The 14,862-nt window shown below is 33.2% G+C and carries 14 protein-coding genes, 2 other RNA genes and 3 pseudogenes; 10 read left to right on the top strand and 9 right to left on the bottom strand.

Going from position 1 to position 14,862, the window contains the following annotated elements:
• The 3 genes from OOK89_RS00085 to recA all read right to left on the bottom strand — a co-directional run bounded on the left by OOK89_RS00085 (position 1) and on the right by recA (position 2,715).
• Positions 1-771, bottom strand: coding sequence for a CDP-alcohol phosphatidyltransferase family protein (locus OOK89_RS00085; protein ID WP_015589351.1), 771 nt, complete (start codon positions 769-771; stop codon positions 1-3).
• The gene (locus tag OOK89_RS00090) at positions 768-1,460 is read right to left on the bottom strand and encodes a phosphatidylserine decarboxylase (protein ID WP_007548750.1); all 693 of its coding nucleotides are present in this window, start codon (positions 1,458-1,460) and stop codon (positions 768-770) included. The genes OOK89_RS00085 and OOK89_RS00090 overlap by 4 nt, the downstream gene beginning before the upstream one ends.
• A gap of 187 nt (positions 1,461-1,647) precedes the next feature.
• On the bottom strand, positions 1,648-2,715 hold the full coding sequence (recA, locus tag OOK89_RS00095; protein WP_010963008.1) for a recombinase RecA: 1,068 nt from the start codon (positions 2,713-2,715) through the stop codon (positions 1,648-1,650).
• A 624-nt stretch (positions 2,716-3,339) separates the two neighbouring features.
• Here recA and OOK89_RS00100 point away from each other — a divergent pair.
• Positions 3,340-3,468 (top strand): annotated as a pseudogene (locus OOK89_RS00100) (DnaJ domain-containing protein); the annotation flags it as partial.
• Positions 3,469-3,948: 480 nt separating this feature from the next.
• On the opposite strand, the pseudogene OOK89_RS00105 reads toward OOK89_RS00100, so the two are convergent.
• Positions 3,949-4,888 (bottom strand): annotated as a pseudogene (locus OOK89_RS00105) (IS110 family RNA-guided transposase).
• Positions 4,889-5,162: 274 nt separating this feature from the next.
• Between OOK89_RS00105 and OOK89_RS00110 the strand changes: the two are divergent.
• On the top strand, positions 5,163-5,657 hold the full coding sequence (locus OOK89_RS00110) for a hypothetical protein (protein WP_264719010.1): 495 nt from the start codon (positions 5,163-5,165) through the stop codon (positions 5,655-5,657).
• Here the strand turns inward: OOK89_RS00110 and OOK89_RS00115 are convergent.
• Entirely contained in the window at positions 5,625-6,914 is a 1,290-nt protein-coding gene (locus OOK89_RS00115; protein WP_264719011.1) for a bifunctional folylpolyglutamate synthase/dihydrofolate synthase, read from the bottom strand. The genes OOK89_RS00110 and OOK89_RS00115 overlap by 33 nt on opposite strands.
• On the bottom strand, positions 6,911-7,501 hold the full coding sequence (locus OOK89_RS00120) for an MlaC/ttg2D family ABC transporter substrate-binding protein (protein ID WP_151807839.1): 591 nt from the start codon (positions 7,499-7,501) through the stop codon (positions 6,911-6,913). Before OOK89_RS00120 ends, OOK89_RS00115 begins: the two co-directional genes overlap by 4 nt.
• A 116-nt stretch (positions 7,502-7,617) precedes the next feature.
• Between OOK89_RS00120 and ssrS the strand changes: the two genes are divergently transcribed.
• The 3 genes from ssrS (at position 7,618) to OOK89_RS00135 (ending at position 9,018) form a co-directional block, all read left to right on the top strand.
• Positions 7,618-7,778, top strand: a non-coding RNA gene (gene ssrS / locus OOK89_RS00125) — 6S RNA.
• Between the two features lie 19 nt (positions 7,779-7,797).
• Positions 7,798-8,259, top strand: a complete 462-nt coding sequence (locus tag OOK89_RS00130; protein WP_010963012.1) for a type II toxin-antitoxin system RatA family toxin — start codon at positions 7,798-7,800, stop codon at positions 8,257-8,259.
• Between the two features lie 54 nt (positions 8,260-8,313).
• A complete protein-coding gene (locus tag OOK89_RS00135) occupies positions 8,314-9,018 on the top strand; it encodes a DsbA family protein (RefSeq protein WP_038199341.1) in 705 nt (234 codons plus the stop codon).
• Between the two features lie 29 nt (positions 9,019-9,047).
• Here the strand turns inward: OOK89_RS00135 and OOK89_RS00140 are convergent, their stop codons facing one another.
• The gene (locus tag OOK89_RS00140; protein WP_006279425.1) at positions 9,048-9,326 is read right to left on the bottom strand and encodes a DUF2671 domain-containing protein; all 279 of its coding nucleotides are present in this window, start codon (positions 9,324-9,326) and stop codon (positions 9,048-9,050) included.
• A gap of 250 nt (positions 9,327-9,576) precedes the next feature.
• On the opposite strand from OOK89_RS00140, the gene OOK89_RS00145 reads away from it, so the two are divergent.
• Positions 9,577-10,224 (top strand): O-methyltransferase, encoded by a 648-nt coding sequence (locus OOK89_RS00145; RefSeq protein ID WP_151807840.1) that lies wholly within the window; start codon positions 9,577-9,579, stop codon positions 10,222-10,224.
• 1 nt (position 10,225) lies between these two features.
• On the opposite strand, the gene OOK89_RS00150 is transcribed toward OOK89_RS00145, so the two are convergent.
• Positions 10,226-10,879 (bottom strand): glutathione S-transferase family protein, encoded by a 654-nt coding sequence (locus tag OOK89_RS00150; RefSeq protein ID WP_264719012.1) that lies wholly within the window; start codon positions 10,877-10,879, stop codon positions 10,226-10,228.
• Positions 10,880-10,986: 107 nt separating this feature from the next.
• Positions 10,987-11,103: pseudogene (locus OOK89_RS06370) on the bottom strand (WPE palindromic element domain-containing protein); the annotation flags it as partial.
• A gap of 232 nt (positions 11,104-11,335) precedes the next feature.
• On the opposite strand from OOK89_RS06370, the gene ffs reads away from it, so the two are divergent.
• The 4 genes from ffs to OOK89_RS00175 all read left to right on the top strand — a co-directional run bounded on the left by ffs (position 11,336) and on the right by OOK89_RS00175 (position 14,671).
• Positions 11,336-11,435, top strand: an RNA gene (gene ffs, locus OOK89_RS00160) — signal recognition particle sRNA small type.
• A 15-nt stretch (positions 11,436-11,450) separates the two neighbouring features.
• Complete coding sequence (gene dnaX, locus OOK89_RS00165) at positions 11,451-13,052, top strand: DNA polymerase III subunit gamma/tau (RefSeq protein WP_012673353.1); 1,602 nt, start codon at positions 11,451-11,453, stop codon at positions 13,050-13,052.
• Positions 13,053-13,055: 3 nt separating this feature from the next.
• Positions 13,056-13,388, top strand: a complete 333-nt coding sequence (locus tag OOK89_RS00170; protein ID WP_010963017.1) for a YbaB/EbfC family nucleoid-associated protein — start codon at positions 13,056-13,058, stop codon at positions 13,386-13,388.
• A gap of 590 nt (positions 13,389-13,978) precedes the next feature.
• The gene (locus OOK89_RS00175; RefSeq protein ID WP_264719013.1) at positions 13,979-14,671 is read left to right on the top strand and encodes an acyloxyacyl hydrolase; all 693 of its coding nucleotides are present in this window, start codon (positions 13,979-13,981) and stop codon (positions 14,669-14,671) included.
• Positions 14,672-14,862: the final 191 nt, after the last annotated feature.

A 14,862-nucleotide genomic window follows, 5' to 3' on the forward strand; every position in this document is an offset into this window, starting at 1 on the left:
CTAACGAGTTTTATATGTAAAATATATGTAAAACCCGATGCTTATTGGAATAGTAAGTGTATACACTATACCTAAAATTGGTAGAGTCATCCAGGGCTTACTGATGAAAAATACAATAAGTACTCCAAAAAATGACACAAATATATAGGATAGGCTTTTGGGAATATAAATATATTTTGCAGAGAAAGTTGGAATGTGACTTATCGAAAAAAATGAAATGGCCAGAAAGTAACAAGCTACGTTTCTTGTGTTAAAAAATCGCTCTATGAGAAGTAAGTATTCACTCTCATGAGATTGAAAGGTAATAATTATTGGTAACAAAGAAAGTAAAGCACACACTGGAGCTGGAACACCAGAAAAGAAAAATTTTTCCCAGTATGGTTGTTCTGAGTGTAGCGAAACATTAAATCTTGCAAGTCTTATTGATATGCAGATTACGTATATCATTACTAAAATCCAACCTATGACTTTGATTTCGTTTAGCTTCCAAAAATACAAAAGAAATGCAGGCGCTGCACCAAAATTTAGAAAATCTGCAAAAGAATCAAGCTGGGCTCCAAAATCGCTAGTTGATTTTAGAATTCTAGCTATTCTGCCATCCATTCCATCTATTATTGCTGCAATGATGATAAAAATTACTGAGAATTCCCATTGTTCATTAAATGTAAATTTAAGTGAAGTGAGACCAGAACATAAACCCAATAAAGTTATAAAGTTTGGGAATAATTTAGTAATAGGTAAGAATCTACTGTTACTTCCATCGTTATTCATATAACGTCAAAAGTAAGCTTCTCTTGAACGTTTTCCTTATTTAAGTTTGCTATAATTGTTTCACCACCAATAACAGTTTGCCCTTCTGAAACTCTGACTTCTGTATCAGCAGGAACATAGATATTCACTCTACTGCCAAACCTTATAATTCCAAACCTTTCACCTGCTTTTACGTTCTGGGATATTCCTAAATTACAAACGATACGACGTGCAATTAATCCAGCTATTTGCTCCACAATAATTTCTTTCCCCTTTTCGTATTCAATTACAATAACCTGCTTTTCATTTTCATTACTAGACCTATTGCTCATTGCGGATACAAACTTGCCTTTTTTATAACTCATTTCCTTTATCGTACCAGATATTGGTATACGGTTCACATGGACGTTCAAAACACTTAAAAATATGCTAACAAGCGTAAACTTCTTCTCCTCTCCGTTTTCTGCTGATAAAGGATAATTAACTTCTTCAATTTTTGAAATCACACCATCAGCAGGACTTAATATAAGATTCTTATTGTTTGGCACAGCTCTTGCTGGATCACGAAAGAAATAAGTACACAATAATGTCGGAAACAAGCACGTAACGCCAAACCCCCAAGATATAGAGAATGCTATACACGTTACTATAAAGGAAACTACTATAAATGAATAACCTTCCCTGTTTATATTAGGTAAACCAAAACACATAATCTTATTAACAATAACCTATTGTTAACAATTTATCATTTATAATTTCTCATGAAAAGCTTTTTTTAACTGCTTCAGCAAAGTCTTTTTGATACAAGGTAACATTACAGATTGTTATATTAGCACATAGAATTACCGTCATACTGTAACAACCCGTCCAACACAAAATCTAATGCCTAAGTTTAGATCAGAAAACTGATTCTTCTAAAAGTTGCTCACTATCCTCGTCTATTATGATAGAATTATCATGATTTCTGAGTAAATCTCTGATTTTCGTTTCTATTTCATTTGCGACTTCTTTGTTTGTTTTTAGGTAAGTTTTTACATTCTCTCTTCCTTGCCCAAGACGTGTGTTGTTATATGAATAGTAAGCGCCTGCTTTTTCAAGCACACCAAGCTTTGCTCCCATATCTATTATTTCTCCGAGTTTTGATATACCTTCATTGTACATTATATCAAATTTCGCTTCTCTAAATGGAGGAGCAACTTTATTTTTTACAACTTTAACTCTTGTTTCATTACCTGTAATATTTTCTTTGTCTTTTATTACACCAACTTTTCTTATATCAAGCCTTACAGAAGTATAGAATTTTAATGCATTTCCACCCGTGGTAGTTTCAGGATTTCCATACACTACTCCTATTTTCATACGAATTTGATTAATAAATATCAATATACAGTTCGCTTTTGAAACGGCAGAGGTTAGTTTCCGTAGCCCATGACTTAGAAGCCTTGCTTGCAGCCCCATATGTTGATCACCCATATCACCTTCAATTTCAGCTCTTGGAGTTAATGCTGCGACAGAGTCAATAACTATCACATCAACCGCACCAGAACACACTAAATACTCAACAATATGCAACGCCTGCTCTCCAGTGTCTGGTTGTGAAATCACTAAATCATCAGTGCTTACCCCAAGTTTACGAGCATATAAGACATCCAATGCATGTTCTGCATCGATAAATGCGCATGATCCTCCTTTTTTTTGTGCTTCAGCAATCACGTGCAAGGCAAGAGTGGTTTTACCAGAACTCTCGGGGCCAAATATTTCAATTATACGCCCTTTTGGCAGACCTCCAACACCTAGAGCCGAATCAAGCGCAATTGATCCTGTGGATATTGTGTCTATTTTTTCTACAGGGTTTTGCTTCAACTTCATTATTGCACCTTTACCGAATGCTTTTTCAATCTGGCTTATTGCGTTATCTAGCGCTTTTTGTTTATCACTATTTCTTTCTTCTGGGTTACTTGCCATAGATCATTTATTAATTTATATAATTCTCTATGATAATCAAACGCGAATAACCTGCCAAGGTTTTTCTAGTATTTATGTATTATTTCAATGAAAAATATTAACGTTTTCATAAAGCAGATATTTGTTTGCCTTCGTTAGTAACACACTATACTTTAGTGTACGAATGTTGCAATTTGCAGCATAGCAGGTGGTGTCATCCAAGTAGCCAACACTGAAATGACTAAATTCGAAATGGCTACATGAATTTATTGTAAATTACTACCGTATAAGGTGCGATGCAACAAAGCCATTCCAGTGTCAGCTACTTGAATGACACCTCTTAGATGGGTCAGCTACTCAGATCTGCCATGAAAACTGCAACCCTAAATGTTGGAGCACTGTCGTACACTAAGCGCTGTAATGACAATTTTAGTCGCTTCATACACTTATCATGCTAGTCATAACAGAAATAATTTTTACCAAAGATATTTATGAAATAATTGACATAGTTTGGAAATATGTATATTATAGAACATTAATAGTTAGTTAATTTGTAAGTGTAATGTGGCTAGAAATGTTTTGAATGAAAATGAGTACCACGCTTTAAAGCAGTTGTTTTTAACATTTAATATTCAAAAGGAGGATGTGGTAAATTCTGACATTAAGAATATTAAGAAAAAGCTTAGTCAACAATACCGTAAATTATCGTTAAAATATCACTCAGATAAAAACCCAAACAATAAAGAAGCGGAGGAGAAATTTAAGGTTATTGCATTAAATAAGCCATTTTTTGAAGAATTTATAATAGAGCCATTGGAGAAAGGTCTCAATAAAAGAAATAATTTAATAAAAGAATTACGCGGTAAGTTGTGGAGTCGCAGTTATGAAGAATTGCAAAAATACTTAGATGATAAGTGCAGAAATAAACTCTATAATAAGCAGCAGTCAATTAACAATAATGTAACTGCTTATGTAAAATATTCTTCTTATTCAAATCTCTTAGGAGTTCTTTTAGTATCCTTCACATCAATTGCATTTTTAATAATTAATGGTATCAACTATGTTTTTTAAAAATTTTTTTATTTGTGTAATTTTGCAAATTATATGGGCAATAAAAACCCGTTTGTCATAGAAATAGAATTTTATATCAAACAGCTACCACAGCAATTTCTGCTTAAGCTAATGAATATGTGCTTTAAGTCTGTGTGGACGCACATATTCATTAGCCAATTTCAGTTACCGTTGTGAAGATTTTTAAGTATGCAAATTAATTGCTTCTTTAAGTCTTGTATTAGCAATTACTATAATTTTACGCATTAGGGCTGTTATAGCCACCATCTTCTTCTTACCACTTTCAACAAGCTTAGAATAAAAGGCGCCAAGTATAGATTTTGACCTTGTAGCAGCCATAGCGGCTGTAAAGAGCTTTGAACGAACGTTACTTCTACCACCTGTAATCCTTCGGTAACCAACAGCTTTACCACTTTCTTTTGGATGCGGTGCAACTCTGGCAAGACTTGCTACTTCTTTTCTATTTAAGTAACCAAGCTCTGGCATTAAACACAAAAAATCTTGTGATAACTTTTTACCTATTCCAGGAACTGTTTTAAGAATTTTTTGGCGTTGTTGTAATTCGCGGCTTTCATCAATAATCTTTTGTATAGTATCATTGAGTTCGTTTATTTGACTATCGAAAAACTCAATGGTCTTTTGACAGCTTTCTTTTATATGATCATTTTCCGGTGCTTCAAGTTTGCATTTTTCTTGAGTTCTCATTTGCGTAATATCATCACGACGTTGACAAAGTGCAGCCAAAGTTGATTGTTCTGTAGAGGTAGGTACAAATAGAGAGATAGTTCTATGGCGTTCAAATCCATATTGAGCAAGAGCTCTTGCATCTAGACTTTGCTAAAGTTCCGTGAGATAAAATAAAGCTTTTTACTTTACGAGTATTAGCTCGATGCACGGCAATATTTTTGTCGGTAAGAAAATGTGATAAGCCAAGCTCATATTTCCCTGTATTTTCTAAAGTCACTAAAGCATTAGGTAGAATATCTGAAAACTCTTGAAATAATTGTTGCCAACCAGAAGCATTATTATCAAATTCGACAGCATTCTTCTGTTTGTGAATTGCAACGACATTTTTAAATTTTCCGATGTCAATGCCAATAAAATTTTGATAAGATGTAACCATAATAAACCTCGATAGTTTTAGTTAATTTAAGATTGTAAACGGGTGCATATATATGTCCCAAGCAACTATTCAAACGTATCGAGAGATAGGGCTAGCGTACCTTGATACCAACGGTTGTAATACCAATTTCCTTTCGGTCGCGCACGCCCGCTATTCCTAGTGAGCAGGGTTATCTTTCTCTCTTATCTCTTTTATATCACGTTTTTAACTTACAATTTCTTCTAATGTACCAATAGCAGTAGGTTTTCTTGCTCCCTTGTTAGCAGGATCTATTTTGAGTCTAGCTGTTAAGAGCATTTATACTAGAAATGGGAAAGAGTTTAATTATCAGACTAATATTTTATTATTGTTTAACTTTGACCAAGAATGCGAAAATTTTTCAAAGAGTGATAGGACTAAATTAAAGTGGCTAAAAAATTCAGTTATTTTGAGCAACACAATCTGTACATCTTTAATGTTTTTCGGTGTGGGATTAGATTTAGTTGCCAACGGCTTTGGTATAACTAACTCTATGATGTTATCCGGCTTATTACTTTCATTACCATTCACGCTTTTAATTGTTACTTCACCTATTTTAAATGCTGCAAGTAATTATATTCTCAAAAAGACAGCTATAAATTCAATTGAGGAGCAATTTAAAGGTGATGATCAGTTTATAGAAGTCGATAACGAAAAGCCAAGCAGTACTATGAGCAATCAAAGTTATTTCCCCATCGGTCAGTTAATATCATCAAAGTTAGCTATTCTCCATAGCGAAGTCTCTAGCTAGGAACAATGAGCCACAGATTAGTATGGTTTTGACGTTTTGGGTAGAGGCTTTTAATATGTGATTTGATATTGCATCGCCAATTGATTCACATTCAACTGCTTTTATTCCTATGTTATTGGCTTTTTCCCTAATCAAATTTGTATTTGTTGCTTTAGGTTCAGACTTAACACAAACCGCACATAGTAGCTTGATATATGGCTTTAAGTGCTCTAAGAACTCTTCCACATTTCTGTTACTAGTAACACCAAAAACCATATAAATACCTTCAGCAAAATTATCTTTTACCCACTGAGATAGTACTCTAGCACCATCATTATTGTGTGCACCATCTAAAAATAATTGCCAATCTTTCGGTAGTAGGAAAATTAAATTACCTTCTTTTATAGACTCTAGCCGTGCAGGCCAATAAGTGCACTGTAAACCTGAAGTGATATCCTCTTCTCCAATATCAAATTCATACTTTCCACTTAAAATACTACATGCTGCAATAGCATTGCCTGCATTAATCACCTGATGATCACCCTTTAAAGACGGCAAAGGAAATTCTATTGATTGAATAGCTGATTGGAAAACCATTTTGTTGTTCTTTTTTTTGCAATTCCATTCAAAACCTCCTCTATATAGGGGAGATTTCTTATTTATTGCGTGGTATTCTAGCGTGTTCATTATAGATTTTTCTTGTGGTGCTATCACGCAAGGAACATTAGGTTTCATTATTCCAGCCTTTTCACCTGCTATAATTTCTATAGTAGGGCCAAGATATTCCGTATGATCAAGTGCAATGGAAGTAATTATTGTTAAAATCGGACTATCTATAACATTTGTTGTATCAAGTCTTCCACCCATACCCACTTCAATTAAAGTTATATCGGCTTTATGACGAGAAAAAGCTAAAAAAGCTGCAATAGTTGCAGCTTCAAACAGAGTGATAGGTTGTTCTGCAATTACGGCACGGCATTCTTCTAACAAGCTATATAATTCATTATCGTCGATATAACTGCCTGCAATAACTATTCTTTCATTAAAATTCACCAAATGTGGAGAAGTGTATGCGTGTACCTTATACCCTGCTGCTTGCATTATATATCTTATAAATGCTAGTGTTGAGCCTTTCCCATTAGTTCCAGCTATATGAATTACGGGAGGCACTTTTTTCTCGGGATTATCTAGTTTACTAAGAAAGCTTTTTATGCGATCAAGAGAAAAATCATTCGGCCTGCTACCAAGTGGCTTAGGCCAATGAGGCATATATATCATAGATTATTGTTACATTTTAATTCAGCTATAACGCTTGCTATGCCATGCGTGTCGATTTTTTCACTAAATTGATAACGTTGATTAATAGCAATACTTATTCCACTCATTACAACATCACTTATCAAGAAAGAACTGTTATTTTTAGTAACTTTAAAATCAATATTTGTAAATTCTTCATCACCGTAAGAAAATCTTGTACCAATTAAGCAAGTTTCATCGTCAACTGCTTTTGTACTCATTATGATCATTTCACTATCATGCATGTATTTATATAAAATTTTAACGCACAAACGCGTAAGATACACTTCATACTCTCTTAAAAAATCTTCTTTTTCTTTTTGTTTAACTAAAGCCCAATGTTTTCCTATGACGAATTGCGATATTCCTTTGAGGTTAACATTGTTTTGAATGACCTCCTGAAGCTTTTTTTGCACACATTCCCGGTTTTTTTTATTCTCCTTTGTAGATATACCATCCACTTGTTGCTTCATAGTATGCACAAAAATTTTGTGATCTGTACAATTAGTGTAAGCACTTGAAGAAATTACAATAAAAACAATGATAGTTAAAACTTTAGTAATGTTCATAAGATATATTTATTAGCTATGATACTTAGAATGCAAAGTTTAATAAAGATTAAATAATAATCGCTAGCTTTAATATATCTATAGACACACCTTGTATAAATCATCTACAATTAATTAAGGGTCTGTTCTATGCGTTATGAGTTAAGTTAAATTTCCCGAGCGATAATTTCTAGTCAAGGGAATTGCCTCTGTTAATTTCGTTGAAATTGATACGCGATGCCCACCTTAACTTTAGTCTCAGGAATCTACTAAGGCTGACGGTAGATACGGATCCTATTTTGATTGGTTTAACATTTATGCTTCATCAATACAAAGAACAGGGTGTTTTCCTATGTTTGCCTAATGAAGTATTCCAAATTGTAATTGATGTTGAAAGGTATCCTGATTTTGTTCCTTGGTGCAAAGCCGTTTATATAAAAGAAAAAATTAACAACCAAATGGTTGTGGATCTCCTCGCAGCTTTTCATGGAATTAAAGGTAGATATACATCAGAAGTTACTTCTCTTTCTCCAAGTGGAACAAATGAAGGTTGGATAAAAGCTGTATCATCAAATGGAATATTTAAACATCTATACAATGAATGGCAATTCATTCCCATAGATGAAAATAAAACTATGGTAAAGTTTTATATAGAGTTTAAGTTTAAGTCCAACTCATTTTCCACTTTATTAAACTCAGTATATAAGTATACACAAAGTAAAATAATTGCTGCATTTAAAGATAGGGCTGAAAGCCTTGCTAAACAAAAGTTATCTTGACATTATTAATATAAATGTATAATTTTTTTTAGTAAGTTAAGTGTTTATATTGTAATGATTTTTAGACTATTGTTTTTATTAATTTTCATAAGTGTTAATTCTTATGCAGTTGTTAAGCAAGATTTATCCGATAACCAATACATTCAAAAAAAACCCAATGAAATAACATCAAATGAGCTATTATCGCCATTACCTAATGATAAATTATTAGGAGATCCAAAAGCACCAATTCTAATGATAGAATATGCTTCATTAACTTGTTATCACTGCTCTCTTTTTCATAGGAATGTTTTTCCTAAAATTAAAGAGAAATATATAGACACAGGTAAGATGTTATATATATTTCGTCATTTTCCTTTGGATTACAGAGGGCTAAAGGCTGCAATGCTAAGTCATTGCTACGAAAAACAAGAAGACTACTTTAATTTTAACAAAGCTGTTTTTAACTCAATAGATTCGTGGAATTACTACAATTTAAGTGATTTGACTTTACTACAAAGAATTGCTGCACTAAGCAACTTAAAGCAAGATGCATTTAACCAATGCATTAATGATAAGAAAATAATGGATAAAATCGTAAATGATAAATCACTGGCAATTAATAAACTTGGTATCACAGCCACTCCAATATTTTTCATCAAGCTTAACGATGATAAATCATATATAGAGCATAATAAAGTTAAACATGGAGGGTATAAAGAGCTGAAATATTTCACTAATGTGATAGATAAATTATATGGAAAAGCTATAGTGAAGTAATACCACTGTAGCTTACCATATAAAAGACTCTATGCTGAGTCATTGTTTTTCACTACTGTTTGTTGTTTTTTACGCTCAAACTCTCTTTTTTTACTGTGCCAAGTGTAGTAATACATAGCGATTTTATTCTCTATTAATACTATTGTCCCATCATAAAACTGAACCATATCCATAACTTTTCTCTGAGCTTCATCAAAACGTTCTTTATACTTTTCACGATAAGCTGGATTATGTAGTAACATAACCCCTTCATTCTTGTTAGATTTTTTGTTTAACGTTTCAACTTCACCAGCAATAGTATAAGACATATAACCCCCTCTAATTGATTATAAAAATTATATTTTAAAAAGAGAAATGCGCATAAACAATCCCTTTAATTCTAGCATAATAATCGACTGTTTATTATACTAGTTAACTATAGTACGATATATAATAATTTTTGTCACTTAAAATTTTATACTATGAAATAATAACTTAAAATAAATGTTTTTATTATTTTAAACTATATTATTATATTTATAAATTGTGTATGAATTAAGTCTCCCTAATTTATAATATATGCGTAATAATTTTAGTATAAAATTGTCATACATAAGAAATCTATTTGCAAAAGAATATAAAAAAATAGAAGAATATTGTATTCTTGAAAAAAAGCAACATATTCAAATTGGCCCTGAAGAAGGAAAGCTATTAAGTTTATTTATAAAAATCCAAAAAATCAAAAGTATTGTTGAGATTGGCACGTTATACGGTTACTCGTCGATTTGCATGGCAAAAGCTCTACTAAAAGACGGTCATATATATACAATAGAAAATAATCCTCAACACTCAAGAATAGCAAAAAAAAATTTTAGTGCTTTTAATCTAAGTGATAAAATTACTCTAATAGAAGGCGATGCACTGGAAAAAATTAATGAATTATCAGTAAAAGCACCATTTGACATGATATTTATTGATGCTGACAAAAGTAGTTATCCTAAGTATTTAGATTGGGCAGAGTCATACATTAAACAAGATGGGCTAATCGTTGCAGATAACACTCTATTGTTTAACACAGTATTTTTAGAATCGCCTCCAAAAGAAGTATCAGAAAAATCATGGCATGCCATGAGGGAGTTTAATAATAGATTATCAGATGAAAAAAAATATTTCTCTATATTGATTCCAACTGATGAAGGAATGACTGTAGCTTTAAAGCTAACATAAGTTAAAAATCAAGGTCAGCATAATGTTTAGGAGGGATTAAACCAGAAATCCTATCTAATAATATCTCACGAAAACAAGGCTTTGATTTAACAATGGAGTACCATTCTTTTAAAATTTTACTTTTTTCCCATGGAAAACTACTTACATAATCCATTACGGAAATATGCGATGCTAAAGTAATATCAGCTAAAGTGAACTTATCAGTTGCAAGCCAAACGTTCTTGTTAATTAAGTGTTCGATGTATTCCATATGGCAAGGCAGGTTATGCTGAGCTGCATGAAGAAATCTAGAGTCAGGGCTGCGGTTAGTAATTACTTTTTCATTCATAATATACTTAGTAACTTCATTGTAAAATTTGTTATCGAACCAATTGATTAGAGCGCGTATTTTAGACTTAATAATAGTGGATGAACCAAGTAATTTGACGTCGCTATTGTAAGTCTCTTCTATATATTCACAAATGGCATTACTATCCGCTATTACAAAGTTATTATCTATTAACACTGGTACTTGCCCGGTTGGATTGATCTCCATAAATTCATTCCGCTTTTCCCACGGATTTTCATACACTAGATCACAGCCTAATTTTTTTTCTTTTAGAAAAGCTCTAACTTTTCGTGAAAATGGACAAAGAGGAAAATGATATAAAATCATAATGTTCCTCTTTTGTTATACCAATATCCTTTTTTTGTTACTCTATGGCTTGACCTACAACTGTACGAACTTTCTTTGTAGTCCACAGAAGTTTGCGTAGCAGGTAGTGTCATGCAAGTAGCTGACACTGGAATCCAGTTCTTGTTATACAATTGCCTAGTGCGCTCATTTACAGTTAAGTTTTCTGGATCCAAGTAGTCAAGCACTGGGATGACATCCTTTTCGGTAAAAATTGCTCTTATATCACAACATTCATACAGCTGTATGCCTAGGCACTGGGATGACATAAATAAGCGCTGAAATGACATAAATAAACATTGGAGTGACAATCTTGTAGTGACTTGCATGACAACTAACTTTTTGTTTACTTCAAAATAGCACTGTAAAAAATTTAACATATCAAATTATAGAGCTAATATAGGATATACCTTGCTAAATAAAAAAAAAAGTATAATATTTTATAAGGTATGCAGGCAAAAACTCTGTAATTTGGTCAGATCAGAAATGAAGCAGCCATATCAGAACCTTTTTGGGTTGCATACCTATTTCATTATTTGTTTTATCCGAGGCTATGAATATAGCATTAAAACATCGTCCTAGTAGCTTCAAAGATCTAGTAGGTCAAGATATATTAGTGCGTGTATTAGAAAATGCTTTTATTTTAAACAAAATCCCACAATCTATACTGCTCTCTGGTAGTAGTGGAGTTGGTAAAACCACCACTGCAAGGATAATAGCTTTATGTTTGAATTGTTCCCTGGGGCCAATTTTTGAACCTTGCGGATCATGTGAAAATTGTCTAGCAATAAAAAATTCAAGCCATCCAGATGTAATTGAAATCGATGCAGCAAGTCACACTAGCATTGACGATATTAAAGTAATCCTGGGAGATATTTGCTATTCACCTATAAGCTCTAAATTCAAAGTCTACATTATAGATGAAGTACACATGCTATCTAGCAGTGCATTTAACGCATTACTTAAAACCCTAGAAGAGCCACCATCTAGTGTAAAGTTCATTTTAGCAACTACGGAAATAAAAAAGATACCAATAACTATTATTGCACGTTGTCAAAGATTTGATTTACACAACATTCCTGTAGCTAAAATAGTGGAACGTTTAAATGATGTTGCACAAAAAGAGAGTTATTCCATTGAAAAGGGAGCATTAGAATTAATTGCACGACACTCTGGAAATTCAATGCGTAACGCCTTGTTTTTGATGAATCAAGCAGTGCTATATAGCAAAGATGGTGCAATATCCACTAAAAATGTGACAGACATACTTGGCCTAGTGGATAAAGATATTATATTCGATCTATTAGGGGCAATATTAGAAGGTGATTTACAGAAAGCTCTATCAGTGTTTGACAAGGCGGTAAAAACAGCAAACCCACTTAGTATTTTTGAAGGTCTATTGCAAACAATTCAGTTAGTATGCCGTTTTTTGATTACAAAAGAGATTGATAATGCAGTTACAGAGCATGAAAAGAATAGGATAAAAGATTTAAGTATAAAGAGATCTTTAATATTTTTTTCGAGATTGTGGAAGATGTTGCTTAAAGGTATTCAAGATATAAAAACTTCAACATGCAACGATGTTGCTGCTGAAATGATGTTAATTAGCCTCTGTTATCTTTCTGATCTGCCTTCTCCGGAACAGGTGATCAAAAAAGTTCTTTCGCAGAATGTAGAGCAAGGAAATAGACAGGGCAGACCTGTTGCACCTTCCCCCTCTGTCATCCAAGTAGCTGACTACTCGGATCCAAAAAAATATGTGGAAAGTAAACAACAACCCCACTCTGTCATCCCAGTGCGTGACACTGGGATCCATGTGGAAAATAAACAACAAAATTACGATTTTGATAAGATTTTGCAACTATTAAGGCGAAGTAACCAAATTTATCTTTACAAACAACTGTGTAATAATCTACAATTAATAGATTGTAAACCTGGATATTTAAAATTAAAAGCTGTATCTAAGTTGGATAGTAATTTTTGCAATGATTTAAAAAATTACTTAAACCAGGTGACTCAGCAAGAGTGGGTTATTGCAGTTGATACAGGTTATATAAACAGGGAAGTGAGTAATTTAAATTATGCACCTGCAGTTAAGGATATCCTTGACACGTTTAAAGGTGCAAAAGTAGTTAATATAGAAAATAAGGAGTAAGTTGTGGATTTTAGTCAAATAATGAAACAAGCGCAAGAGATGCAAAAAAAGCTTGCAGAAGCTCAAGAAAAATATGTTGGAAAAGAGTTTCAAGGTATTTCTGGTGGTGGCAAAGTTTCTGTATTAGTGGAAGTCATAAAAATAGGTAGCTATAAAGCTAAAAAGGTGAACATAGACTTAGAACTTATGAGAAATGAGGAAAAAGATATAGTAGAGGATTTAGTAACAGCAGCGTTTAATGATGCCGTTAAAAAAGCAGAAGAAGATATGGCGAATGCAACTTCTGATCTTGCAGGTATGATGGGTTTACCATCTGGGTTTAAACTTCCTTTTTGAATTTACTACTGAAGTTTCTTTTAGTGTAAGTATTTTTTTTCTAATATTCCCAACGCTAGTACTTCTTCATATAATGTACCTATACTAGCATAGCCCTACGTCATACCGTGATTCATTCCACAACTGTACAAACATTGCAATATGGCACATAGTAAACGATGTCATTCCAGTCTGGAATCCAGCCTTGCCGTAATCTCATCAAGAACATTGTGTTTTAACATAAAACGGCTACTTTTATGCTTACCAACTTAATAAAATTCCTGGATCCCAGACTGGGATGACAAGAAGATGGTACTTGGATAAGAGGCATTGCCCTCCTGGTAGGCCCAAATTGCAATGTTCGTACAGTTGTGGATTTCTCATCCGCTAACAAGCAGCGAGATGACGAGGTCTTTCGATAGTAAATCTTACCTGTGTTAGCTATACCAAAAAATCAAAAGTCGTATTTATTCATTAATAAAATCTTTGTCTTCTCCTAAAAATTAGTTAAAATGTAGAATATTTTGTGTTATTAAGTTAGCACTTGACTTAACTTTAGTTGTTACTTAGACTGCTAAAGTGGAATTTTAATTTTTTTTACGAGGACAATTATGCATTATAAAAAGTTTTTTTCAGCAGCCGCTTTAGCAACGTTGCTAAGTTTATCAAACTCTGCTTTTTCAGATCCTGTTGGTCCAATAAGTGATGAAGAAACTAGCTACTACGTTCGTTTGCAATACAACGGTGAAATTTTACCTCTTTTCACAAAAATTGAAGGTATTGAATATAAAAAGGCCACAGACATTCATAATCCATTAAAAGCATCTTTTATAGCTGGTGGTGGTGCGTTTGGTTACAAAATGGACGACATCAGGGTTGATGTTGAAGGGCTTTATTCACAGCTAAACAAAAATGATGTTACAGGTGCAGCATTTAACCCAGATACTGTTGCAGACAGTTTAACAGCATTTTCAGGGTTAGTTAACGTTTATTACGATATAGCAATTGAAGATATGCCTATCACTCCATATGTTGGTGTTGGTGTTGGTGCAGCGTATATTAGCACTCCTTTGAAAGACGCTGTGAATGATCAAAAAAGTAAATTTGGTTTTGCTGGTCAAGTAAAAGCTGGTGTTAGTTATGATGTAACTCCAGAAGTCAAACTTTATGCTGGAGCTCGTTATTTCGGTTCTTTTGGTGCTCATTTTGATAAAGATACTGCTGCAGCAAGCAAAGACAAGGGGGAACTCAAAGTTCTTTACAGCACTGTTGGTGCAGAAGCTGGAGTAGCGTTTAATTTTTAGTCTATCTCAGTCTTGTTATCCCAGTGGGTTTTTTCTTGTCATTCAAGTAGCATGACACTGGGATCTAGAAAAAAGAAATGTGGATTCCAGTGCCTTGACACTGGAATAACACTATTTGCTATGTGTTTAAGCTATAACGTTTACCATTGTACTGGTAGAATATCATCTAAAGTTACATAATGTTATCCAAT

Origin of the sequence: Wolbachia endosymbiont (group A) of Lasioglossum morio, assembly GCF_947250585.1 — a bacterium.
Lineage (GTDB): Bacteria > Pseudomonadota > Alphaproteobacteria > Rickettsiales > Anaplasmataceae > Wolbachia > Wolbachia pipientis.